Source organism: Paraburkholderia sp. BL27I4N3, assembly GCF_003386115.1.
In the GTDB taxonomy this organism is placed as follows: Bacteria; Pseudomonadota; Gammaproteobacteria; order Burkholderiales; family Burkholderiaceae; genus Paraburkholderia.
On sequence record NZ_QREJ01000001.1, the window covers coordinates 5,721,470 to 5,742,085 of the forward strand.

At 63.3% G+C, this 20,616-nt stretch carries 24 protein-coding genes; 13 read left to right on the top strand and 11 right to left on the bottom strand.

What is annotated here, in order from left to right; translation table 11 throughout:
- Positions 1–82: 82 nt before the first annotated feature.
- From B0G71_RS26015 to B0G71_RS26025, 3 genes are read right to left on the bottom strand one after another with little or no spacing between them, the layout of a single operon-like run.
- On the bottom strand, positions 83–277 hold the full coding sequence (locus tag B0G71_RS26015; RefSeq protein ID WP_106277577.1) for a YqaE/Pmp3 family membrane protein: 195 nt from the start codon (positions 275–277) through the stop codon (positions 83–85).
- Between the two features lie 25 nt (positions 278–302).
- The gene (locus B0G71_RS26020; RefSeq protein WP_106277575.1) at positions 303–497 is read right to left on the bottom strand and encodes a DUF1653 domain-containing protein; all 195 of its coding nucleotides are present in this window, start codon (positions 495–497) and stop codon (positions 303–305) included.
- 56 nt (positions 498–553) lie between these two features.
- Positions 554–1,198 (bottom strand): transcriptional regulator, encoded by a 645-nt coding sequence (locus B0G71_RS26025; protein WP_106277573.1) that lies wholly within the window; start codon positions 1,196–1,198, stop codon positions 554–556.
- A gap of 193 nt (positions 1,199–1,391) precedes the next feature.
- Here B0G71_RS26025 and B0G71_RS26030 point away from each other — a divergent pair, with 193 nt between their 5' ends.
- The 3 genes from B0G71_RS26030 to infA all read left to right on the top strand — a co-directional run bounded on the left by B0G71_RS26030 (position 1,392) and on the right by infA (position 2,864).
- A complete protein-coding gene (locus B0G71_RS26030) occupies positions 1,392–1,610 on the top strand; it encodes a hypothetical protein (RefSeq protein WP_106277571.1) in 219 nt (72 codons plus the stop codon).
- Positions 1,611–2,178: 568 nt separating this feature from the next.
- Positions 2,179–2,460: a hypothetical protein gene (locus B0G71_RS26035; protein ID WP_106277569.1), complete on the top strand. Its 282-nt coding sequence runs from the start codon at positions 2,179–2,181 to the stop codon at positions 2,458–2,460.
- A gap of 131 nt (positions 2,461–2,591) precedes the next feature.
- A complete protein-coding gene (gene infA, locus B0G71_RS26040; protein ID WP_012427521.1) occupies positions 2,592–2,864 on the top strand; it encodes a translation initiation factor IF-1 in 273 nt (90 codons plus the stop codon).
- Between the two features lie 241 nt (positions 2,865–3,105).
- Here infA and B0G71_RS26045 read toward each other — a convergent pair whose 3' ends face one another.
- The 3 genes from B0G71_RS26045 to B0G71_RS26055 form a co-directional block, all read right to left on the bottom strand.
- A complete protein-coding gene (locus tag B0G71_RS26045; protein ID WP_116148895.1) occupies positions 3,106–3,849 on the bottom strand; it encodes a GntR family transcriptional regulator in 744 nt (247 codons plus the stop codon).
- 74 nt (positions 3,850–3,923) lie between these two features.
- Positions 3,924–4,943, bottom strand: coding sequence for an alcohol dehydrogenase (locus tag B0G71_RS26050; protein WP_116145315.1), 1,020 nt, complete (start codon positions 4,941–4,943; stop codon positions 3,924–3,926).
- A 251-nt stretch (positions 4,944–5,194) separates the two neighbouring features.
- Positions 5,195–5,557, bottom strand: a complete 363-nt coding sequence (locus B0G71_RS26055) for a translation initiation factor Sui1 (protein ID WP_116145317.1) — start codon at positions 5,555–5,557, stop codon at positions 5,195–5,197.
- Positions 5,558–5,948: 391 nt separating this feature from the next.
- Here B0G71_RS26055 and B0G71_RS26060 point away from each other — a divergent pair, with 391 nt between their 5' ends.
- The 4 genes from B0G71_RS26060 (at position 5,949) to B0G71_RS26070 (ending at position 9,108) form a co-directional block, all read left to right on the top strand.
- On the top strand, positions 5,949–6,881 hold the full coding sequence (locus B0G71_RS26060) for an MFS transporter (RefSeq protein WP_309546268.1): 933 nt from the start codon (positions 5,949–5,951) through the stop codon (positions 6,879–6,881).
- Positions 6,878–7,192: a hypothetical protein gene (locus B0G71_RS42530; RefSeq protein WP_309546269.1), complete on the top strand. Its 315-nt coding sequence runs from the start codon at positions 6,878–6,880 to the stop codon at positions 7,190–7,192. Before B0G71_RS26060 ends, B0G71_RS42530 begins: the two co-directional genes overlap by 4 nt.
- 178 nt (positions 7,193–7,370) lie before the next feature.
- Positions 7,371–7,946, top strand: a complete 576-nt coding sequence (locus tag B0G71_RS26065) for an ANTAR domain-containing response regulator (protein WP_106277564.1) — start codon at positions 7,371–7,373, stop codon at positions 7,944–7,946.
- A 10-nt stretch (positions 7,947–7,956) separates the two neighbouring features.
- Positions 7,957–9,108 (top strand): CmpA/NrtA family ABC transporter substrate-binding protein, encoded by a 1,152-nt coding sequence (locus B0G71_RS26070; protein ID WP_116145319.1) that lies wholly within the window; start codon positions 7,957–7,959, stop codon positions 9,106–9,108.
- Positions 9,109–9,175: 67 nt separating this feature from the next.
- Here B0G71_RS26070 and B0G71_RS41475 read toward each other — a convergent pair whose 3' ends face one another.
- Positions 9,176–9,325: a hypothetical protein gene (locus tag B0G71_RS41475; protein ID WP_158608182.1), complete on the bottom strand. Its 150-nt coding sequence runs from the start codon at positions 9,323–9,325 to the stop codon at positions 9,176–9,178.
- A 385-nt stretch (positions 9,326–9,710) separates the two neighbouring features.
- Here B0G71_RS41475 and B0G71_RS26075 point away from each other — a divergent pair, with 385 nt between their 5' ends.
- The 6 genes from B0G71_RS26075 (at position 9,711) to B0G71_RS26100 (ending at position 15,816) form a co-directional block, all read left to right on the top strand.
- Entirely contained in the window at positions 9,711–10,799 is a 1,089-nt protein-coding gene (locus tag B0G71_RS26075) for an ABC transporter substrate-binding protein (RefSeq protein ID WP_116148897.1), read from the top strand.
- A 99-nt stretch (positions 10,800–10,898) separates the two neighbouring features.
- Positions 10,899–12,668, top strand: coding sequence for an iron ABC transporter permease (locus tag B0G71_RS26080; RefSeq protein ID WP_116145321.1), 1,770 nt, complete (start codon positions 10,899–10,901; stop codon positions 12,666–12,668).
- Positions 12,661–13,728: an ABC transporter ATP-binding protein gene (locus B0G71_RS26085; RefSeq protein WP_116145323.1), complete on the top strand. Its 1,068-nt coding sequence runs from the start codon at positions 12,661–12,663 to the stop codon at positions 13,726–13,728. Before B0G71_RS26080 ends, B0G71_RS26085 begins: the two co-directional genes overlap by 8 nt.
- A gap of 52 nt (positions 13,729–13,780) precedes the next feature.
- Complete coding sequence (locus B0G71_RS26090; protein ID WP_116145324.1) at positions 13,781–14,860, top strand: porin; 1,080 nt, start codon at positions 13,781–13,783, stop codon at positions 14,858–14,860.
- A gap of 280 nt (positions 14,861–15,140) precedes the next feature.
- Positions 15,141–15,503, top strand: a complete 363-nt coding sequence (locus B0G71_RS26095; protein WP_241974775.1) for a BPSL0067 family protein — start codon at positions 15,141–15,143, stop codon at positions 15,501–15,503.
- Positions 15,490–15,816 carry an STY0301 family protein gene (locus B0G71_RS26100; RefSeq protein WP_116145328.1) on the top strand — a complete coding sequence of 109 codons (327 nt, stop codon included), beginning with the start codon at positions 15,490–15,492 and terminating at the stop codon, positions 15,814–15,816. Before B0G71_RS26095 ends, B0G71_RS26100 begins: the two co-directional genes overlap by 14 nt.
- A gap of 102 nt (positions 15,817–15,918) precedes the next feature.
- Here the strand turns inward: B0G71_RS26100 and rhaS are convergent, their stop codons facing one another.
- From rhaS to B0G71_RS26120, 4 genes are all read right to left on the bottom strand, one after another.
- Entirely contained in the window at positions 15,919–16,926 is a 1,008-nt protein-coding gene (rhaS, locus tag B0G71_RS26105) for a rhamnose ABC transporter substrate-binding protein (protein WP_106277554.1), read from the bottom strand.
- 89 nt (positions 16,927–17,015) lie between these two features.
- A complete protein-coding gene (locus B0G71_RS26110; protein WP_116145330.1) occupies positions 17,016–18,032 on the bottom strand; it encodes an ABC transporter permease in 1,017 nt (338 codons plus the stop codon).
- Positions 18,025–19,083, bottom strand: a complete 1,059-nt coding sequence (locus B0G71_RS26115) for an ABC transporter permease (RefSeq protein WP_106277550.1) — start codon at positions 19,081–19,083, stop codon at positions 18,025–18,027. The genes B0G71_RS26110 and B0G71_RS26115 overlap by 8 nt, the downstream gene beginning before the upstream one ends.
- Positions 19,080–20,609, bottom strand: coding sequence for a sugar ABC transporter ATP-binding protein (locus B0G71_RS26120; protein ID WP_116145332.1), 1,530 nt, complete (start codon positions 20,607–20,609; stop codon positions 19,080–19,082). Before B0G71_RS26120 ends, B0G71_RS26115 begins: the two co-directional genes overlap by 4 nt.
- Between the last annotated feature and the right edge of the window lie 7 nt (positions 20,610–20,616).

A 20,616-nucleotide genomic window follows, 5' to 3' on the forward strand; every position in this document is an offset into this window, starting at 1 on the left:
AGATTCCAGGCGGGCTCAGCCCACCTCGGTTGCCGCTACCCGCCTGTCCTTCCGTAAGCGCTCACGCCGCTCAGCGCCAGCCTCAACGCCCATTACCCATCGCCCGCTCAATTTTCCTGTCGGTGTTGTACTGGCTCAGCGCATACACCGACCAGATCGCGGCCGGAATCCAGCCGATCAACGTGATTTGCAGGATCAGGCAGATGATGCCCGCAAACGGGCGGCCGATCGTAAAGAACTGGAACCACGGCAGAATGATGGCAAGCAGTAGGCGCATGCGGATTTCCCGTTGTTGATACTGACTAGTCGATCGGCGCGAAGCGCGGCGCCTTGGCGCCGTCCACTTCGATCATTTCGAAAAATACCGAAGCCGGACGCGTCCAGATCGTACCATTGCTCGCTTTGTAAACGATCATCGTGACCGTCGGATCCGACTCGAGCGTGGCCTCGCAAACCAGTTCGTAAATCCCGCCTTTGTAATGCCGGTACCGCACCATTCTGTTCTCCCTGAATCGACCCATCTCGACCGTTAAGCACGGCAACGGCCGAACCGTCAGCCGCTCTCTTTCATCTGCTTGAGAATCTTGTAGACCGTGGCGCGCCCCATCGTCAGCACGGCGGCCACGTAGTTCGCGGAACTGCGGCCGCGAAATGCGCCCTGTGCGTGCAGCGCCTCGACAATTTCCCGCTTATGCTCGCGCGTGAGCGCATTGATGCCGATCTGCCGCTCGCGCAGCCACGTGTGCAGATACGTGTTGATGCGGTCCTGCCAGTCGTCGCGGAACAGTTCCTCCGTGGGCGCGTCCGTCAGATTGCCGCCTTTGATGAACAGATCGAGCGTGGAGCGCACATCTTCGAACACGGCGATATTGAAGTTGATGCACAGCATGCCGGCCGGCTTGCCGTCATCGTCGAACAGGATGTTGCTCACGCAGCGCATGCGCCGGCCGTCCCAGTTGAGCTTTTCGTACGGGCCGATGGTCTGGCCGCGCGCTGCGTAATGGACTTCGTCCAGCACCGACGGTCCGCCGACTTCGAGCTTCGACAGGTTGTTCACGAGATAGGCGATAGTCTGGTCGCGCAGGTCGTGAATCACCACTTCGGCACACGGGTAGAAAAGCGCCGCGATGCCGTCGGCGATGGGAGCGTAGCGCTCGAGCAGCAGGTCTTTCACGGGAGACACGTTTGGGTTGCGCATGGGCAGTCGCAATGTTCGAAGGATGCGGCAACTCGCCATTGTAGCCACCCGGCCCGAGCCCGGCGACCATGGCGCCGGTGCGCCTGCAAAAAAAACGAACGCCGATGCGCTTCTTCACGCGGCGAATTTTGTCCGCTTGGCGAGCGATTTTTTTTCGTGCGATAAAAGACCCATCTATTTCACGGAGCAACTGATGGCCACGCTTGAAGCGTTTCGCGCCGTGCTGGATGACGAAGGCACGCCGGAAATCATCCGCAATCACATCATCGATTCGCTGCAGTACACGCTGCGCAATCATGGACAGATCTTCACGTCGAAGGAAGTCGAATGGCTGGCCGGCTGGGACGACGCCCGCATTCCGCTGGCGGCGTCGCGCGAGCTGCAGAAGCGTGTCGCCGAAACTTCCCGCTGACGCACGAGTCTGTTGATCGTCCCACGCCCGCGCCGTGACGGCGCAACCTTCACCCGGCGTGCCGCTCATACCCCCGCATGCCGGCCGCGACCACTGGGCCGCCCTCGAAGTCCCGCCGGCCGGGCGGTTTGCCCCTGCCTGGAACTTTTTGCTATCCAATTAGCCCCATTTAGTGCATCATATTGGAATAGCTGTGCCCCGCATTCGCATTAGCAGGCAACATCAGGCAACTCCGGATAGTCTCGAACCGGCGTCTGCGCACCACCCCCGACTGTTCGACCGCCGCCCGCCGGCGATCCCGTCACTCCGGCAATGCGTCGCAAGCATTCGCCGTCGCGAGTCGTGCAGCTGAGTGTTCAGCTTTACGCGTCCGGTGTCTGCGCGACATCAGCGTGTTTCTTCTCCATCGAACCCGCGATTTTTGCGCGGTCGCGCTCAAGCCCTTGCCATCGGGCCTGTGCCAACCTTTTTCCATGGCGGCGCGCCCCAAGGTGCAGCGCTGCCCGGCCTGTCGTGCCGCGCGTAACACGCGTGACACGTCGGCCACGTATTACAGGACACGTGTTTCATGAATTCAGTTGTCAAGACGTACAAGGGTTACGAAATTCACCCGCTCGTCTATCCGCGCCGCCCGGCGGACGGTCAGGCGAGCCGCAATCCGGACGCCGGCTACGACGCGTCGGTGCGCATCTGCCGCGTGGGCGCCAATGCGGCGGCCGACGGGCGTGTGTTCCGTCTGCAGTACCTGTTTCCGTTCGACGGCACGGGCAAGGCGCGCATTGCGTGCATGGCCCACGCTGAACAATTGATCGACGGCCGTGTAGACGGCCAGTCCGTCGCCGATCTTTGAGCGGTACTATCGGCACATAGGCCGATACCGCAGTACGGCGGGCTCGAAAAGCCCGCTTTTGCCCCCATCTGATGTTGTGCTGCCCGGCGTGGGCGACCAACACCCCTTATCCCATCGACCAGGAGTTATGCATGGCGAAAGAAGAACTGCTTGAACTTGACGGTATCGTCGACGAAGTACTTCCGGACAGCCGTTACCGCGTGACGCTCGACAACGGCGTCGTGGTAGGCGCTTACGCGTCCGGACGCATGCGCAAGAACCACATCCGTATTCTCGCGGGCGACCGCGTGACGCTGGAACTGTCGGTCTACGATCTGACCAAAGGCCGGATCAATTTCCGTCACAAAGACGAGCGCGCCACCGGTGGCGGCGGTGCTCGCAACACGCAATTCCGTCGCCGTTAAGGCTTGGCGGCACGCTGACCGCGCCCCGCACGGTCCTGGCGTGATCCATTGCGATTGAGTTGTACGCGAAGCCATTCGCGCGCCTTCTCCGGCTTGACTCGCTGATCCAATCACTCGAGCCTGAGCGGCGCGCTGCGGCATCGCTTTGTCGCAGCCGGGTTTTGCCCGGATTTCTCAAGCACTGGCGCTTTCCACTGCCAGCAGGCGTTTCGCAGCCGTCTCGCCTCCTCCATACGCACGCTTAAAGCCCGAACACCGCCCCGAGATTTTCTTCGGCGGCGCTTTTGCGCACCTGCTCGATCACCCGCTCTTCCAGTTCCGCCAGATGTTCGCGCATCGCCGACAGGGCAAGGTCGAGCTCGCCCGCGTCGAGTGCGTCGATGATTTGCGTGTGTTCATCCACGGAGCAGGTCGAGCCCTTTGACGGGTCGAAGAGCGCTTTGTACAGCTCGGTCTTGGCGACCAGTTGCCCGACCAGCCCGAGCAATTCCGTGCCGCCGGCCAGCTCTGTCAGCAGCACATGAAACTGGCCGGCAAGGCGCACGGATTCTTCGACCGCGCCCGCTCTCATTGCCTTCTCCTCGCTGCGCACGTGCGCGCGCAGGCGCCGCTTGTGCGGCGCGCTCAAGGCGCCGCACAAAGCCGCGACGATGCCCGCCTCGACGATCTGCCGCGCGCGATACACCTGGCGAATGTCCTCTTCCGACGGCGACGGCACGAACGCCCCGCGATTCGCCTCCAGCACGAGCTTGCCCTCGAAGCCTAACCGCGCCAGCACCTTGCGCAGCGCGCCGCGCGTGCAGCCGAACGCGCCGGCGAGATCGCGTTCGACGAGTTGCGCGCCCGGCCGCAAGCGTCCTTGCAACAACGCCGCGGTGATGGACGCATAAATGCGCTCTTCGACGCTGATCGCGTCGTCGTCGCTTGCGGCTTGAATGGGCGTTTCGGTGTCGGCAGGCGACGAACGGCGGGGACGGGGAGCCATGAATTCAGTAGTCGGGAACGGAGCGATGTCGGCAGGCATTCTAGCGGCAGCGGCTCCGCCCGTCAGTCGCGCTTTTATTGACTCGTGTTGAGCACAACCCTGAACCGTGCAGCACCGCTCATCATCCGGTCGTAGGCGTCGGCGGCTTTGGTTAGCGGGAATTCTTCGATCATCGGCTTGATGCCCGATAGCGCGCTGAAGGCGAGCGTGTCCTGAGAATCCGCTGAGGTGCCCGACGGCCAGCCTTGCACCGAATTGCGCCCCATGATGAACTGCGCGATCGGCACCTCCACCGGCTCCTCGGAGAGCCCGACCATGATCAGCTTGCCGTTCAATCCCAACCCGCCCACCACGGCGCTCATTGCCTTGCCGCTGGTGACGGTTGCAAGAATGACGCGAGCGCCGCCCAACGCCTGCAGCGCTTGTGCGACGTCCGCCTTCGTGCTGTCGATGTAGTGATGAGCGCCCAGCTCTTTCGCGAGGCTTGCCTTGTCCTGCCCGCGCGCGATCGCTACCGTGACAAATCCCATCTTTCGCGCGAACTGCACGCCGAGGTGACCGAGTCCGCCAATGCCCAGCACGGCGACTACATCCCCGGCGCGCGCGCCGCTGTTGCGCAGCGCGTTGAATGTCGTGATGCCGGCACACAGAAGCGGTGCGGCATCCACATCGGAAAGATCATCCGGAATGCGCGCCAGCGCTTCGACCGGGGCCACCATGAACTCGGCGTAGCCGCCGTCGTAGCTGATGCCGGGCACGAGTGCGCGCTGACACAGAACGAAATCGCCTCGACGGCAATGCTCGCACCGTCCGCAATGTCCGCCGTGCCAGCCGACGCCGACGCGCTGTCCCGCCGTCCATCCTTCAACGCCCGCGCCGACGGTATCGATGACGCCCGCAATCTCGTGCCCAGGCACCCGCGGATATTCGAGGCCCGGCCACTGCCCTTCCTTAGTCAATACGTCACTGTGGCAGATACCGCAGGCCTGGATCTTGATGAGTACCTGGCCGGCACCCGGTTCCGGCACGTCCCTTTCGACGAGCTCCAGGGGTCCGCCAGCCTTTGCCACCTGCACTGCCTTCATCGTCCGCATCGCTTTCCTCCTTATGCAAGAGACGAACGCGAGTTGACCGAGCCCGGTTCGCGGATTTGTCTTCGACGTCACCCTCCGGTCAAGCGCTCAGCTTACGCCGAATTTTCAGCGACGCGGCCTGGCCTCGCCGATCCCGCGCGCGGCGTCGAGTCTGTTTCGCACGGGTCTTGCGATTGGGATAGGGGTGGAGGAACAAGACGTGATTGGCGCTGGAGAAAGCCGCTTTGCAGCGGGACGTTCAAGCGTTGAGCTCAACCCCCAGCCCGCTTCGCCTGATGGCCGGACTTTTTTAGCGCCTCGATCACCCGTTCGCAATGATCGCCCTGCACTTCGATCACGCCATCCTTGACCGTACCGCCAGAACCGCAGGCCGTGCGTAACTGCTTGCCTAGCAAGGCCAAAGCAACAGGATCGAGCGCGAGCCCCTTCACGAGCGTCACGCTTTTCCCGCCTCGGCCCTTGGTCTCGCGAGACACTCGCACCACGCCGTCACCTGCCGCTCGTGTTCTGGCGACCGTCTTGCAAACACACTGCGCGAGCGGCCGGCTGCATTCGGGACACATGCGCCCGCCATCGGTGGAATAGACAAGGCCGCCTTTCAAACTGGTTTTCATCGTGCGTCGTGATTTTGCTGACAACCGACAGCATATCCTGCCCGTGGAAAGTCGCCAGCCAAGACAACACGAATACTTTAGTCGGCCTCGTGCTTGCGGCGTTTGTGTGCACAACATCCATTGACGCGCTGACGCGGACAGCGGTTGTACACCATGCCGAACGTCTCCTGGACGAAGCTTTGCTGCACTCGTCGGCGAAGCCACCCAGTTCTTCGCGGGGTATTTGCAGTTGCTATCCGGATAGAAGGGAGCGCGGCGAGCGTCCGCAAAAGCGTCTCGCGTTATACCTGGCATCACGAAAATGGTTAACCATTTTTTGATATTATGGTTGACCAAAACAGCGCCTCGCATGGTTCTTTCACGCCGCCCATCCCTCTCCACCAGGACCATAGTGATTCCGCCTTCCAGCGCCAGCCCAACCCACGCTCCCGCTCACCACGCCACCGCGGCACTAAGGTGGCAGGACGTCGTTTGGCTCGCCGCGATCGTCGTGATCGGCATCAATCTGCGTCCGCTACTCACCTCCATCAGCCCTTTGATGACGACGATCCGCGCCGCAACCGGTCTCAGCTTCTACGGCGCGTCGTTGCTGACCAGCCTGCCGGTCGTCGCGATGGGCATCGGTGCATTCGGTGCGGGCGCGTTGTCCCGCACGATCGGCGAAACGCGCGGTGTCGCGCTCGGCTTGCTGGCCATCGCGCTGGCTTGCGCGGCGCGGTGGACCGCGTCGACCGGCGCGGCGCTGCTCGCCACGGCGTTGCTCGCGGGCGTGGGCGTCGCGGCGATTCAGGCGCTCCTGCCCGCCGTGATGAAGCAGCGCTTTCATGCGCGCGTGCCGCTCGCGATGGGCGTGTTCTCCGCGTCGATCATGGGCGGCGGCGGCCTGGGCGCGAGTTTGAGTCCGTGGGTGAGTCGCGCGGCGCAGTCATGGCATGCGGGGCTCGCGGTGTGGGCGCTTCCGGCTTGCGTCGCGCTGCTGTGCTGGTGGGCATTGAACCGGCAGTCCCCGTCGAACGGCGCCGCCGCCCACGCTGCGTCCACGCATGCCGTCCCCCTTTCGCTATGGCGCACGCGGCGCGCGTGGACGCTCGGCCTCTACTTCGGCATCGTCAACGGCGGCTATACGAGTCTGGTCGCGTGGCTGCCGGCGTTTTACCAGCAACGCGGCGTGAGCGTCGCGGCAAGCGGGTCGCTGCTGGCAGGCATGACGGTGTTCCAGGCCGCCGCGGCCCTGTTGCTGCCGCTCGCCGCGGCGTCGTTCCGCGATCGCCGGCCGTGGCTCACGCTCGGCCTGACCGCGCAACTGACGGGTTGCTTGGCTTGATCGTCTGGCCCGACGCCGCAACCTTGCTATGGGTCGGCGTGGCAGGCGCGGGCCTCGGCGGGACTTTTTCGCTGACGCTCGTGACCGCCATGGATCATTCGGCCGACCATCGTGTGGCCGGCAAGCTGATCGCGTTCACGCAGGGCGTCGGCTTCATCGTGGCGGCTATCGCGCCGGTCGTGGCCGGCCTCGTGCGAGGTTGGAGCGGGAGCTTCGGCGGCGCGTGGATCATGCTGGCCGGCTGCGTCGTCGCAATGATCGCCGTCGGTTTTCTGTTCTCGCCCCGCAGTTACAGCGCCTGGCGTAGATGAAATGAGCGACGCCGCCATGCGCCGCTTCGGTGCGTCGGCCGGACGCGCCCCACGCAGGTGCAGCCGCGGCGGTCCAGGCGGTCGCTAAGTCCGTGCCTGCTTTCGTTTCACCTTCGCGCGTATCGATTGGCATAGCCGTTGCTTTATACAACGCTAGCCGTCGATAAAACCCCACTCCATGCTGCGCGTTCTCCTCGTAACCGACACCGATAAGCCCATCGGCGACCTTCGCGACGCCCTTGCCCGCCTCGGCTACGAGATGCTGGCGGGCACCGCGACGCCGCAGGCGCTGCATCGCGTGGTGCAGAGCGAGCGGCCGGACGTCATCATCATCGATACCGAATCGCCGTCGCGCGACACGCTCGAACAGCTTGCCGTGATGAACGCCACCGCGCCGCGTCCGGTGCTGATGTTCAGCCACGACGCCAACCAGCAATTGATTCGCGACGCCGTTGGCGCGGGCGTCACGGCCTATCTCGTCGAAGGTCTTGCGACCGAGCGTCTCGCGCCGATCCTCGAAGTCGCGCTCGCGCGTTTTGCGCAGGAATCGCAGTTGCGCGAACGTCTCGCGCAAGTCGAGAACGAACTCGCCGAGCGCAAGCTGATCGATCGGGCCAAACGCATCCTGATGGATCAGCAGAAAATCACCGAACACGCCGCCTACGCCAGCCTGCGCAAACGCGCGATGAACCAGGGCGTCAAACTCGCCGAGATCGCGCGCGCCATTGTCGCGGCGGCTGACTCGCTCAAATGAAGCGCCGTCCATGAACTCTCCTACTTCACTCGCCACCACGTCCACATCGGGACAGCTCGAGAAAACTCATGTGCGGCTCGGTTTCGTGGCGCTTTCGGACGCCGCGCCGCTCGTCGCCGCCAAGCTGCTCGAATTCGGCCATGCGCACGGCCTGACGCTGGAGCTGTCGCGCCAGCCTTCATGGGCCGCCGTGCGCGACAAACTGTTGTCGGGCGATCTGGATGCGGCCCATGCGCTCTACGGACTCGTCTACGGCGTGCAGCTCGGCCTCGGCGGACCGCAAACCGAGATGGCGGTGCTGATGGTGCTCAACCGCAACGGCCAGGCCATCACACTGTCGAACCGTCTCGCCGATGCGCTCGCCGAACATGGCACACTACCCAGGGCGCTCGCCACGCTCGGCCGCAAACCCGTCTTCGCGCAAACCTTCCCGACCGGCACGCATGCGATGTGGCTGTACTACTGGCTCGCGTCGCAAGGCGTGGATCCGTTGCGCGAGATCGAGAGCGTGGCGATTCCGCCGCCGCAAATGGTCGCCGCGCTCGCCGAAGACAAGCTCGACGGCCTCTGTGTCGGCGAGCCCTGGAACGCGCAGGCAGAAGCGCAAGGTGTCGGCAGAACGATGGCTTATACGAGCGACGTGTGGCCGGATCATCCCGACAAGGTGCTGGCGTGCCGCCGCGATTTTGTCAGCGCGAATCCGAATGCCGCGCGCGCTCTCGTGCAGACCATGCTCGAAGCATGCCGCTGGCTCGACGGCGCGGGACGCCGCGAGGAAATCGCACGCTGGCTTGCGCGGCCCGAATATGTCGGCATTGATGAAGCGTTGATCGCGGCACGTTTGGGCGACCAGATTGCCGCTTCATCGCCGGGCGGTTTGCCCATACGCTTCTTCGACAATGGCGCGGTCAACTACCCGCATGCATTCGAAGGTGCGTGGTTTCTCACGCAATTCGAACGATGGGGCATGATCGACGCGCGTGCGGATTATGCGGACATCGCCGCGCGGATCAACCAGACGCAGCTGTATCGCGAGGCGGCCGTCGCTGTGAACGTGGCCTTGCCGGAAAAAGGCGCCTCTCAGGTCTTGATCGACGGCGAAACGTGGCGCGAAGATACGTCACCCACTGCTTATGCACAGCGCTTTCCGATTCACCGCTGAGTGGTTGACCGGTTGAGTGATCGAGTAGTCAAGCGGCTGAATGACGCCGTATGGCGTAATCGCCCAGCTAGCCGCTCCGTTCCGCCAGCAGATCGATCCGGCCTGTCACGTCGCCCCGCACGTCCAGCTCGAAACCGGGATTGATACCAGGCGAGCGCATCACCCGCAAGCGGTGGAGCGTCACGCCGCGTGCGACCTTATGCAGCAGCAGCGCCACACGCTTGAGTCAATAGCCGTTGTCCGCATCGAGCCGCGAATGCAAGAGCAACGGCCGCGATGCGCCCCGCCTGCTGCACAGCGCGATTCAGCTGCCTTCAATGCCCCTTCGCCTACGATCGTTAGGCACCCTATCCTTCTCGACATCGATATCGCCACGGCTGCGACGTAGTAGCACACGTGCGCGCGCATCCATTTCCGTGAGAGAGAATGGTGTGGCGAAAACAGTCGTCGGCGCTCAGATCGAGACCATGCGCGCGCTCAGTATCAGCACGGGTAGTCGACTGTCGGTGTCGCTGGTCAGCGCGTCGGTGACCAGGCGGGACAGGATCGGACTGTATTCATTCGCCTACACAAAACCAACATCGAGATATCTGGAGGACGACGTGCAAATCAACTTCAAGGCCCTGGCTGTCGCTGTCGCATTCGCAACGAATTCAGCGTGGTCGGCCATTCCACCCGGTTATCCCACTGACTACCAGGCCACGGTCGACGGCGCGAAAAAGGAAGGCAAGCTGATCGTCTATTCGGTCACGGACACCGCGCTGGTACGTCCGCTCATCAAGGATTTTGAAAGCCTCTACGGCGTCAAAGTCGAATACAACGACATGAACACCACCGAGCTGTACAACCGCTACATCAGCGAAAACGCGGCCAGCAGCGTGAGTGCCGATGTGCTGTGGAGTTCGGCCATGGACCTGCAGATCAAGCTCGTCAACGACGGCCTGATGACCACTTACGAATCCCCCGAAGCGAAGCAGTTGCCGCAGTGGGCGCAGTACCAGAAGCAGGCGTACGGCACCACGTACGAGCCGCTCGCGATCGTCTACAACAAACGCCTCATGCCGGCCGGCGAGGTGCCGCAAACGCGCGCCGATCTGATCAAACTGCTGCAAGACAAACCTGACAGGTTCAAAGGCCGCGTCACCACTTACGACATCGAAAAGTCCGGCGTCGGCTTCAACTATCTGACCCAGGACGTACGCGTCAACCCGCAGGTCACGTGGGATCTGGTCAAGGCCATGGGCGCCACCGGCCCGAAGCTGCAATCGAGCACGGGCGCGATGATGGAGCGCATCTCCTCCGGCGAGAACCTGATCGGCTACAACATTCTCGGCTCGTACGCGGTCATCAAGGCGAAGAAAGATCCCTCTATCGGTTATGTCTACCCGAAGGATTACACGCTGGTGGCGAGCCGGCTCGTGACGATTTCGAAGAAAGCGCAAAGCCCGAACGCCGCAAAGCTATGGGTCGACTATCTGCTCTCGCGACGCGGCCAGACGCTGTTGGCGAATCAGGCGGGTCTGTTCTCGATTCGCGCCGACGTGGAAGGCGAAACGTCGATGGCGGCCCTCACCAAGCAACTCGGCGACTCGCTTAAACCAGTCCCTATCGGCGCGGAACTGCTGGTCTATCTCGATCAGTCGAAGCGCCTCGAATTCCTCAAGCAGTGGCAACAGTCCATCAGGCGCTAGCCGTTCGCGTTTGACGCCCGAGCGGCCGCGCTGACACGCGCGGCGGCCCTTCTTTCCAGACCTGTCGATATGCGGCCAGTGTGCCGCAGGGGGATCCTCATGCCTTCCACCAGCGCAACCGGACACCGCGCCGCGCTACCGCACGCGGCAAACGGCCGCTCCAACGGTGCGATACCGCCCGGCGCACTTCAGCCGTTCATGGGGCTGCTGCGTTGGCTCGTCATCGCGGTTCTAACCGTGGCGGTGGCGCTGCCGCTCGGCTTCATCCTGTTGCAGAGCGTGCTGAACGCACCATTCTTCGACGCCAAGCGCGCCTTCGGCCTCAGCGGTTTCGAATTCATTTTCAGCGACCCGGACTTCTGGTCGGCACTGAAAAACTCATTTGTCATCGCTGCCGGAATGCTGTTCATCTCGATTCCGCTCGGCGGCATTCTCGCGTTCCTGATGGTGCGCACCGACCTGCCCGGCCGCCGCTGGCTCGAACCGCTGCTGCTCACACCGGTGTTCGTCTCGCCGATGGTGCTCGCGTTCGGCTATGTGGTCGCGGCCGGCCCGGTCGGCTTTTACTCGGTCTGGTGGATGGAGCTGTTCGGCACCGCCGAAGCGCCGTGGACCGTGTACTCGGTATTCGCCATCACGGTGATCGTCGGCCTCACGCATGTGCCGCACGTGTACCTGTATTCGTCGGCGGCGTTGCGTAATCTCGGCTCGGACGTCGAGGAAGCGGCGCGTGTCGCTGGCGCGCGGCCGTTTCGCGTCGCGCTCGACGTCAGCCTGCCGATGACGCTGCCCGCGCTGCTGTTCGCCGGCGTGCTGGTGTTCTTCCTCGGCTTCGAAGTGTTCGGCCTGCCGCTCGTGCTCGGCGATCCCGAAGGGCACCTCGTGCTGGCCACGTATCTCTACAAGCTCACCAACAAACTCGGCATTCCCTCGTATCACCTGATGGCCGCGGTCGCGATGTGCATCGTCGCGATCACGTTCCCGCTCGTGCTGCTGCAACGCCGTCTGCTCAAGAGTGCGAATCGATTCGTCACAGTCAAGGGCAAAGCCGGACGTCAGACCGTACTGCCGCTCGGCGCATGGCGCTGGATCGCACTCGCGATCGTCGCGCTGTGGCTGCTTCTGACGGTGTTCGTGCCGATCTCCGGCATCACGTTGCGCGCGTTCGTCACCAACTGGGGACAAGGCGTGCATCTCGGCGACGTTCTCACGCTCGCCAACTTCGTCGAACTGTTCGAGCAGGACACCCTGGTGCGCGCGATTCTGAACACGCTCGGCATCGGCGTGATCGGCGGTGCACTGGCGGTGGGCTTCTATTCGCTGGTGGCATTTGCCGGCCATCGCCGCAACGACTGGGCCACGCGTCTGCTCGATTACCTCGTGCTGTTGCCGCGCGCGGTGCCGGGGCTGCTCGCCGGTCTCGCCTTCCTGTGGATCTTTCTCTTCGTGCCCGGCCTGAAGGAACTGAAGAACTCCATGTGGAGCATCTGGATCGCGTACACGGTCGTGTGGCTCGCCTACGGCATGCGTCTGATTCAGAGCGCGCTGTTGCAGGTCGGCCCCGAGCTCGAAGAAGCGGGACGCAGCGCCGGCGGCACGCGTGCACGCGTGAGTCTCGATGTGACGCTGCCGCTCGTGCGCTTCGGTTTGCTCGCGGCGTGGCTGCTGATCTTCATGATCTTCGAGCGCGAGTATTCGACCGCGGTCTATCTGCTTTCTCCCGGCACCGAAGTGATCGGCGCGCTGCTGGTGTCGCTGTGGGCGACCGGTGCGGTCGATCAGGTCGCGGCGCTTTCTGTCATCAACATCGCGATGGTCGGCGCCGGGCTCGGCGTCGCGCTGCGCTTCGGAGTGAAATTGCATGGATAAGCTCAAGGTCGACAATCTCTTTCTCAGCTACGGCGACAACCCGATTCTCAACGGCGTGTCGTTCGAACTGAACCCCGGCGAGGTGGTCTGCCTGCTGGGCGCGTCGGGCAGCGGCAAGACCACGCTGCTGCGCGCGGTGGCCGGACTCGAACAACCGTCGGCGGGTCGCATCGAACTGGACGGCAAGGCGTTTTTCGACGACGCCATGCGTGTCGATCTGCCGGTCGAGCAGCGCTCGCTCGGACTCGTGTTCCAGTCGTATGCGCTGTGGCCGCATCGCACGGTGGCCGAGAACGTCGGCTATGGATTGAAGCTGCGGCGCGTCGTCGGCGCCGAACAGAAAAGGCGCGTGCAGGCCGCGCTCGACCAGCTCGGCCTTGGCCACCTTGCCGCGCGTTATCCCTATCAGCTCTCAGGCGGTCAGCAACAGCGCGTGGCGGTTGCGCGGGCGCTCGTCTACAACCCGCCGGTGATTCTGCTCGACGAACCGCTCTCCAATCTCGACGCCAAGCTGCGCGAAGAAGCGCGCGCGTGGTTGCGTGAACTGATCGTGTCATTGGGCCTTTCTGCGTTGTGCGTGACGCACGACCAGACCGAAGCGATGGCCATGTCCGATCGCATCCTTCTGCTGCGCAACGGCCGCATCGAACAGGAAGGCACGCCCGCCGAACTGTACGGCGCTCCCCGCTCGCTCTACACCGCCGAATTCATGGGCAGCAACAACCGCATCGAGGCATGCGTGGCCGCGGTTGACGGCGACCGCGTGACGCTTGCCGGCGACGGCTGGGAACTGCAGGCGCAAGCGCGCGAAGCGCTGACCGCCGGACAGCATGCGCATGCCGTGATTCGCCTCGAACGCGTGCAGGTCGCCGACGGTCCCGGTGCGAACCGGCTCGAAGCCGAACTCGTCACGTCGATGTATCTCGGCGACCGCTGGGAATACCTGTTCCATTGCGGCGGCTTGCGGCTGCGCGCCTTCGGCCACGTGCCGCGCGCGGCCGGCCGGCACTGGATCGAATTCCCCGCCAACGACTGCTGGGCGTTCGCACAGGCGAGTTGAGCGCGCGCCGCAACCGGACCGAAGCAAAAAAGCCAACCGAAGGAGACGGGTGATGAACTTGAACATGAAGAAAGCGACTTTCAGCGTGACCTGCGCCGGATTCGCCGGTTTTGCCGCCGGGGGCGCACAGGCGCAGTCGAGCGTGACTATTTACGGTATCGTCGACGCGGGCATCGAATACGTGAACCATGCCAGCCCCGGCGGCGACGCCGTGCGTCTCGTGCCGGGCGCGAGGAACACTTCGCGCTGGGGTTTGCGCGGCGTCGAGGAACTCGGCGGCGGATTGAAAGCGCTGTTTCAGCTGGAGAGCGGCATCAACACCATGAACGGTCAGTTCGATGATGGCCCCGGTGCGATCTTCGCCCGCCGCGCGTTCATCGGCCTGAAAAACCGTTTCGGGCAAGTCACGCTCGGCCGCAATTTCACCACCACGTTCGACTACGTCCTGCCGTTCGACCCGATGGGCTACGCGCCAAACTATTCGTGGGTTATCTCGTCGACCGCGACGGGCGGCCGCCGAGACCTCATATTCGTGCGTTCGTCCAACGCAGTGCGTTACGACGGCACGTTTTCCGGCTTCAAGTTCGGTGCAATGTATGGGTTCGGCAACGTGCCCGGCAGCATGAAGACGAGTGCCAAATATGATTTCGGTCTCGGCTACGAAAACGGGCCGTTCGCCGCGGTCGTCACTTTCGACCGGCAGAACGGCGCAAGCGGCAGCGTCACGCCGGCGGACACCACTGACTACATTCAGGGCATGCACGCAGGTGTCAGCTATGACTTCGGCCAGGTCAAGGCGATGGCCGGCTATCGAAGCTACCGGCGTGCGTTCCATATCGCCGCGCCGGCGCTACGGAGCGACATGTACTGGATCGGCGGCCAGTACGAGGCAACGCCAATGCTCACGCTGACCGCCGCGATCTATCACCAGAACATCAAGGACGCGAGCGATGCCGATCCGACGCTGTTCTCGCTGCGCGCACAGTACGCCCTGTCGAAACGCACGTCGCTGTATCTGGCGGGTGGCTATGCGATGGCGAAGCACGGCAACCCAGTGAGTGTGTCGCGCGATCTGACCGGCACGGCGGATACGCAGGCAGGTGTTACCGCGGGTATTCAGCAGCGCTTCTGAAGCTTTCGCTTGCCAAAATTTGAACTGCGCTAATGTCCCGCGCGCTCCGTGCATGGTCGGCAAGCTGTCGGCTCCGTTAATGACGCAACGCGCCTGACGCTAGGTTTCCGACTTCTGCCACCTGCAAAGCGGAATTTTCCCCAATCAGTTACGGCTAACGCAATGCTACGTTTGATCCGTTCACCGCACCCGCCGTGAACGTGGGTCCACACAGGGAGGTGTGCACTCATGTCCAAACCACATGATTGATAAAGGTTAAGGGATGTCTTGCCTAGCAAACATGACCGAAGCAAATTCTCTAAAAGGACACCTTGTCGGCAACGGGCAATGTGTGGCATTCGTGCACGCTGTCGTTTCCGTTCCACCTTCCTCGTCGTGGCATCAGGGAGAGAAAGCAAGAACGGCGAATCTGATTAGTCCAGGAACGGTTATCGCGACATTCGACCCTAACGGCAGGTACGGAAACCACACTGACGGGCGCAGCCATGCAGCCATTTATCTCGGCCGCAACGCAGCCGGCATCCAGGTTCTGGATCAGTGGAATGGGCATACGGCGCAGCCCGTTCACGAACGAACCATCCGCTTCAGGAACGGACACGGAGTTAAAGCAAACGACGGGGATCAATTCTATGTGGTCGAGTAAAGCGCTTTGTGTGCTCCTCTATGCATGGGCAAGCGGCGCCGCGTTGGCAGCGCCGGTCGCTTGTCCGGTTAGCGTGCTCGATTCCGGCGTGCGGCATGCCCTGAACAACGCGGCTTTGTACGATGGTCCGCCGGACCAGATGGCGAGTCTTGCACCCGTACGCGCTGGCCGTGTGGATCGCTGGGACATCGACCAGATCGACCCCTATCTCGTCTGCAAATACAAAGGCACCGCAAAGACCATCACACTTCACGCAAAAAACGTGAATGTGTGTGCAGCAGGCATGACGCCATTCAGGGCGCGTTGCAAATGAAAAGCACAAGGCGCGTGAGCCATGCATCGGCCGCGCGCCTCGTGCATCATGCCTTGGCGATCACGTCAGCCGTGCGACCTCCGCGCGGCAAAGCATCGCCGCTCAGAAATTGAAGTTATCGATATTGCTCGAATCGAACGTGGTCGGCGGTCCGAGAATGATTTCGCCTTGCGGCCCGATGGTGCGTTTGCCGAGCTTGCCGGCCTCGAACGACTCGCCTTCCTTGCCGCTGATCGTGCCCGACGCCAGCGCTGCCGCAGCATACGCAGCCAGGTAGCCGAGTTGACCCGGATCCCACAACTGGAACGCCTTCACGGTGCCGTTTTTCACGAACGCGCGCATCTGGTTCGGCGTGCCGAGACCGGTCACCGCCACCTTGCCTTTACTCGACGAAGTCGAGATATAACGCGCGGCAGCCGCAATCCCCACCGTGGTCGGCGCGACGATCGCCTTCAGATTCGGATACGCCTGCAACAGGCCCTGCGTTTCCGTGAACGACTTCTGATCGTCGTCGTTACCGTAAGCGATCTTCACGAGTTTGATCTTCGAATACTCGGGCTTTTTCAGCTCCTCCTGCATCCACTTGATCCAGGTGTTCTGATTGGTTGCGTTGGGCGTGGCCGACAGCACCGCGAACTCGCCCTCGCCGCCCATCAGCTTCGCGACCAGTTGCACCTGGCCACGGCCGATCCCTTCCGCGTTCGCCTGGTTGACGAACAGTTGACGGCCCTCGGGCGCCGTGTCCGAGTCGAAGGTCACCACCTTGATGCCTTGCGACATCGCCTTCTTCAGATACGGCACGACCGCGTTGGCGTCGTTGGCGGCAATCACGATCGCGTCCTGCCGCTGCGTAATCAGCGTGTTGATGTATTGCACCTGCGACGAAGCGCCCGCGTCCGACGGCCCCACCGCCTTGCCCACGCCCTTGAACTCCTTGATCGCGGCCATGCCGCCATCGTCGGCGATCACCTCGTAGGGGTTGTTGATCTGCTTGGGCACGAATGCGATTTTCAGCCCGCTTTTCAGGTCCGCGGCGGACGCGGCGCAACTGATCGCGAGCAACGCGACGCACAGCGCCGCGCTGCCGGTGTGACGTAGAGGTTTGAACATGAAGTGTCTCCTGCCTTGTTGGACGTGGTGTTGTCCGGGTTATCGGTTGTTGGACTTTCTCTTTTCAGACGCAGGCATAGCTAAGGGCGTTACAGGGAAGAAGCGGACCTGGCGATAAAACGCCGGTCGCGCGCCGCTCGCCAGCGAGCCACCAGATTCGGTATCAGTACCGATGCCAGCAGCAGCACGCCGGTGACGATGGTGAGCGTTTCGCTGGATACGTCGTCGAGCGTGAGCGCATTTTTCAGCACGCCGATGATCAGCAGCGACAACAGCACGCCGATCATCGAACCGCGTCCGCCGAAAATACTCACGCCGCCGAACAGCACCGCCGCGATCACCGACAACTCGAACCCTTCGCCGTTGTCGCCGCGCGCGCTGGTAAAGCGCAGCGTATAGACGATGCCCGCCAGCGCGCTCATCGCGCCGGACAGCACGAACAGACGCAAGCGGATCCTGGCCACTTCGATGCCGGAGAACGCCGCCGCGGTTGGGTTCGCGCCGATCGCGTAAAGACTGCGGCCGAACGCGGTGGACTGCAGCAACACGGTGAACACAATCGCGCCGACGATCACGATGACAAACGGCAACGGAATAAAACTCCCGCCCAGCGTGTCCATGCCGAACGCCGTATAAGCGGGCGGAAAATCCGCCACCGCCTGGTCGCCGAGCAACACGTAGGCGAGGCCGCGAAACAGCGCCAGCGTGCCGATCGTGACCGCGAGCGAAGGCAGATTGAGCTTGACGATCACGAGGCCGTTCAGCAAGCCCGCCAACGCGCCGGCAACCAGCACCAGCACGATCACGAGCGGCATCGGCAAGCCCATATGCCACAACACGCCCATCAACGCGCTCGATGCGCCCAGCACCGACGCCACCGACAGATCGATTTCGGCGGCGACGATGATCAGCGTCATCGGCAGCGCCATCAAGGCGATCTCGGTCAGATCGGCCAGCACGTTGCTCAGATTCGCGCCGGTCAGGAACACGGGCGACAGCATGCGCCCCAGCACGAGCGAGAGAATCAGTACGAGCACCAGCAGCACGTCCCATTGCAGCGGCGTTTCGCGTTTGCGCGTGAGCAGCGCGGAATCGGGTTTAGCCATGATCGCGTTTCCTCATCATGCGTTTGGCGACGGAGCGGGCCAGCAAGGTATCGGCGGTAATCGCGGCGACGATCAGCGCGCCTTCGATGGCCTGCTCCCAGAACGGCGACACGTGCAGCACCACCAGCGCGATGCTGATCACGCCGAGCACGAGCGCGCCGAGCGTGGCGCCGAGTATCGTGCCGACGCCGCCGGTGATCGCCACGCTGCCCACCACGGCGGCGGCCACCACCTGCAACTCGATGCCCTTCGCCGTGCTCGCATCCACGGTGCCGAAGCGGGCCAGCCACAACGCGCCGGCGAAACCGGCAATCGCACCGGACAGCAGGAAGCCCGCCATCACGCGACGTTCGACGTTCACGCCGGCGAGACGCGCCGCCTCCGGATTCGAGCCGATCGCGTAGTGTTCGCGGCCGCCGCGAAACTGCTTCAGATAGATGGCGAGACCGATCAGCACGACGACCGCGATCAGCGCAAGCGTCGGGATGCCGAGCAAGGTACCGGTGGCAAGACGGGAAAACGCATCGGGCAAACTGGTTGCGTTGATCTGTCCGCCGTGCACCCACGCGTAGTCCGCGCCGCGAAAAATGTACAGCGTGGACAGCGTTGCGACGAGCGATGGCACGCGCCCCACCGCGACGAGCAGCGCGTTGATGGTGCCCGCCACGAGACCGATTGCGAGCCCCGCCGCCAACGCGACAATCACCGGCATATGCGGAAACGCGACATACAGACTGCCGACCGCATACGCGCTGACGCCCACTGTCGAGCCGACCGACAGATCGATGTGGCGCATCAGAATCACGACAGTCATGCCGGCCGTCAGCAAGCTGATAATCGACACATTCAGCAGCACGTCGCGCAGATTCTGCAGATTCAGGAACTGCGGCTTCGCGAGCCCCGTGCCGACGATCAGCAGAACCAGCACGACGAAGAGCGTCGTCTCGCGGCTCTTCGCGATGCTCGCCGCAAAGCCGCCCGGCGAACTCGCGGCGCGCTTCGGCACCGGCGCCTGGACCGGCGCGGGATGAGTGGAAGAATGGCGCATCATGCGGCGTGCCCCAGCGGTGGAATGGGTTGACCGAGTGCCGCGCCCATGATCCGTTCCTCGTCGGCGTCGGCGCGCGCTATATCCGCGCTGATACGCCCCTCGTGCATCACCAGCACGCGGTCGGCCATGCCGAGCACTTCCGGCAATTCGCTCGAGATCATCAGCACCGCCATGCCGTCGCGCACCAGTTCAGCGAGCGCGCTGTACACCTCGGCCTTGGCGCCGACGTCGATGCCGCGCGTGGGTTCGTCGATGATCAGCACTTTGGGTCCGGTGGCCAGCCATTTGCCGAGCACGACCTTCTGCTGATTGCCGCCCGACAGCGTGCCGACCGGCGCATTGGGATCGCCCGCCTTCAGACGCAGGCGCGTGCCCCATTGATTGGCGAGCTGCGTCTCGCTGCGCGTGGAGATGAGCCCGTGTTTGACGAGCCGGCCGAGCACTGTCATCGACGCATTGCGCGCGATGCTCAATTCCAGCGCGAGCCCTTGCTGCCGGCGATCCTCCGGCACGAGTGCGAGCCCGGCGCGCACGGCGGCCGCGGGCCGTCCGGCGGCGAGACGCTCGCCGGCGATCCGTATTTCGCCCGAGTCGAGCGGATCGATGCCGAAGATCGCCCGCGCGACTTCGCTGCGCCCCGCGCCGACCAGTCCGGCGAGCGCGACGATTTCGCCTGCGCGGACGTCGAAGGAAATGTCTTTGAATACGCCGATGCGCGTGAGGCCGCGCACTGACAGCCTTACCTCGCCGGGTGGCCGGTCGGCCTTGGGATAGAACGTCTCCAGATCGCGCCCAACCATTTTGGCCACGATCGCTTCCGTGTCGAGATCGGCGGTCAAACCGTCGAAGACTTTTGCGCCGTCGCGCATGATCGTGACGCGTTGTGTCAGCGCGAATACTTCGTCGAGACGGTGAGTAATGAAAAGGATCGCCACGTCACGCTCGCGCAGCTTGCGCACGATGGTGAAGAGCCGCTCTACTTCCGGCAGCGACAGCGCGGCGGTCGGTTCGTCCATGATCAGCACGTTGGCGTTCAGCGACAACGCCTTGGCAATTTCGATCACCTGCTGATCGGCAATCGACAAACCGCGCACCAGTTGATCGGCGCGCAGATCGACACCGAGCGAAGCCAGCAAGCCGTCCACTTCGCGGCGCATCGCGTCGTAACGAATCCGGCCAATGCGATCGACTGGCTGCCGTCCCATGAAAATGTTCTCCGCGATCGACAGGTCGAAGAACAGCGTCGGTTCCTGATAGATGACCGCGAGCCCGGCGTCGCGTGCCTCGGCGGGCGTCGCGAAGCGGCGTGCTTCGCCGTCCACCAGCAGTTCGCCGGTGTCCGGCTGATGCACGCCCGCCAGAATCTTCACGACCGTCGACTTGCCCGCGCCGTTCTCGCCGAGCAAGGCATGCACCTCGCCCGGCCAGAGCGCGAGATCGCCGTCGGATAGCGCGCGAACCCGCCCGAATGATTTACTCGCATGCCGCAATTTGAGCCTCGGCACAGCGGATGTGGGTTGCTGCACTGCGTGT

Coding starts and splice junctions, on each gene's coding strand:
- B0G71_RS26065 (WP_106277564.1), top strand. CDS start 7,371: ATGCTGCGCGTTCTCCTCGTAACCGACACCGATAAGCCCATCGGCGAC.
- B0G71_RS26070 (WP_116145319.1), top strand. CDS start 7,957: ATGAACTCTCCTACTTCACTCGCCACCACGTCCACATCGGGACAGCTC.
- B0G71_RS26090 (WP_116145324.1), top strand. CDS start 13,781: ATGAACTTGAACATGAAGAAAGCGACTTTCAGCGTGACCTGCGCCGGA.
- B0G71_RS26055 (WP_116145317.1), bottom strand. CDS start 5,557: ATGAAAACCAGTTTGAAAGGCGGCCTTGTCTATTCCACCGATGGCGGG.
- B0G71_RS26110 (WP_116145330.1), bottom strand. CDS start 18,032: ATGGCTAAACCCGATTCCGCGCTGCTCACGCGCAAACGCGAAACGCCG.
- B0G71_RS26030 (WP_106277571.1), top strand. CDS start 1,392: ATGGCCACGCTTGAAGCGTTTCGCGCCGTGCTGGATGACGAAGGCACG.
- B0G71_RS26015 (WP_106277577.1), bottom strand. CDS start 277: ATGCGCCTACTGCTTGCCATCATTCTGCCGTGGTTCCAGTTCTTTACG.
- B0G71_RS26095 (WP_241974775.1), top strand. CDS start 15,141: ATGACCGAAGCAAATTCTCTAAAAGGACACCTTGTCGGCAACGGGCAA.
- rhaS (WP_106277554.1), bottom strand. CDS start 16,926: ATGTTCAAACCTCTACGTCACACCGGCAGCGCGGCGCTGTGCGTCGCG.
- B0G71_RS26085 (WP_116145323.1), top strand. CDS start 12,661: ATGGATAAGCTCAAGGTCGACAATCTCTTTCTCAGCTACGGCGACAAC.
- B0G71_RS26050 (WP_116145315.1), bottom strand. CDS start 4,943: ATGCGGACGATGAAGGCAGTGCAGGTGGCAAAGGCTGGCGGACCCCTG.
- B0G71_RS26100 (WP_116145328.1), top strand. CDS start 15,490: ATGTGGTCGAGTAAAGCGCTTTGTGTGCTCCTCTATGCATGGGCAAGC.
- B0G71_RS26080 (WP_116145321.1), top strand. CDS start 10,899: ATGCCTTCCACCAGCGCAACCGGACACCGCGCCGCGCTACCGCACGCG.
- B0G71_RS26025 (WP_106277573.1), bottom strand. CDS start 1,198: ATGCGCAACCCAAACGTGTCTCCCGTGAAAGACCTGCTGCTCGAGCGC.
- B0G71_RS26045 (WP_116148895.1), bottom strand. CDS start 3,849: ATGGCTCCCCGTCCCCGCCGTTCGTCGCCTGCCGACACCGAAACGCCC.
- B0G71_RS26115 (WP_106277550.1), bottom strand. CDS start 19,083: ATGATGCGCCATTCTTCCACTCATCCCGCGCCGGTCCAGGCGCCGGTG.
- infA (WP_012427521.1), top strand. CDS start 2,592: ATGGCGAAAGAAGAACTGCTTGAACTTGACGGTATCGTCGACGAAGTA.
- B0G71_RS26020 (WP_106277575.1), bottom strand. CDS start 497: ATGGTGCGGTACCGGCATTACAAAGGCGGGATTTACGAACTGGTTTGC.
- B0G71_RS26035 (WP_106277569.1), top strand. CDS start 2,179: ATGAATTCAGTTGTCAAGACGTACAAGGGTTACGAAATTCACCCGCTC.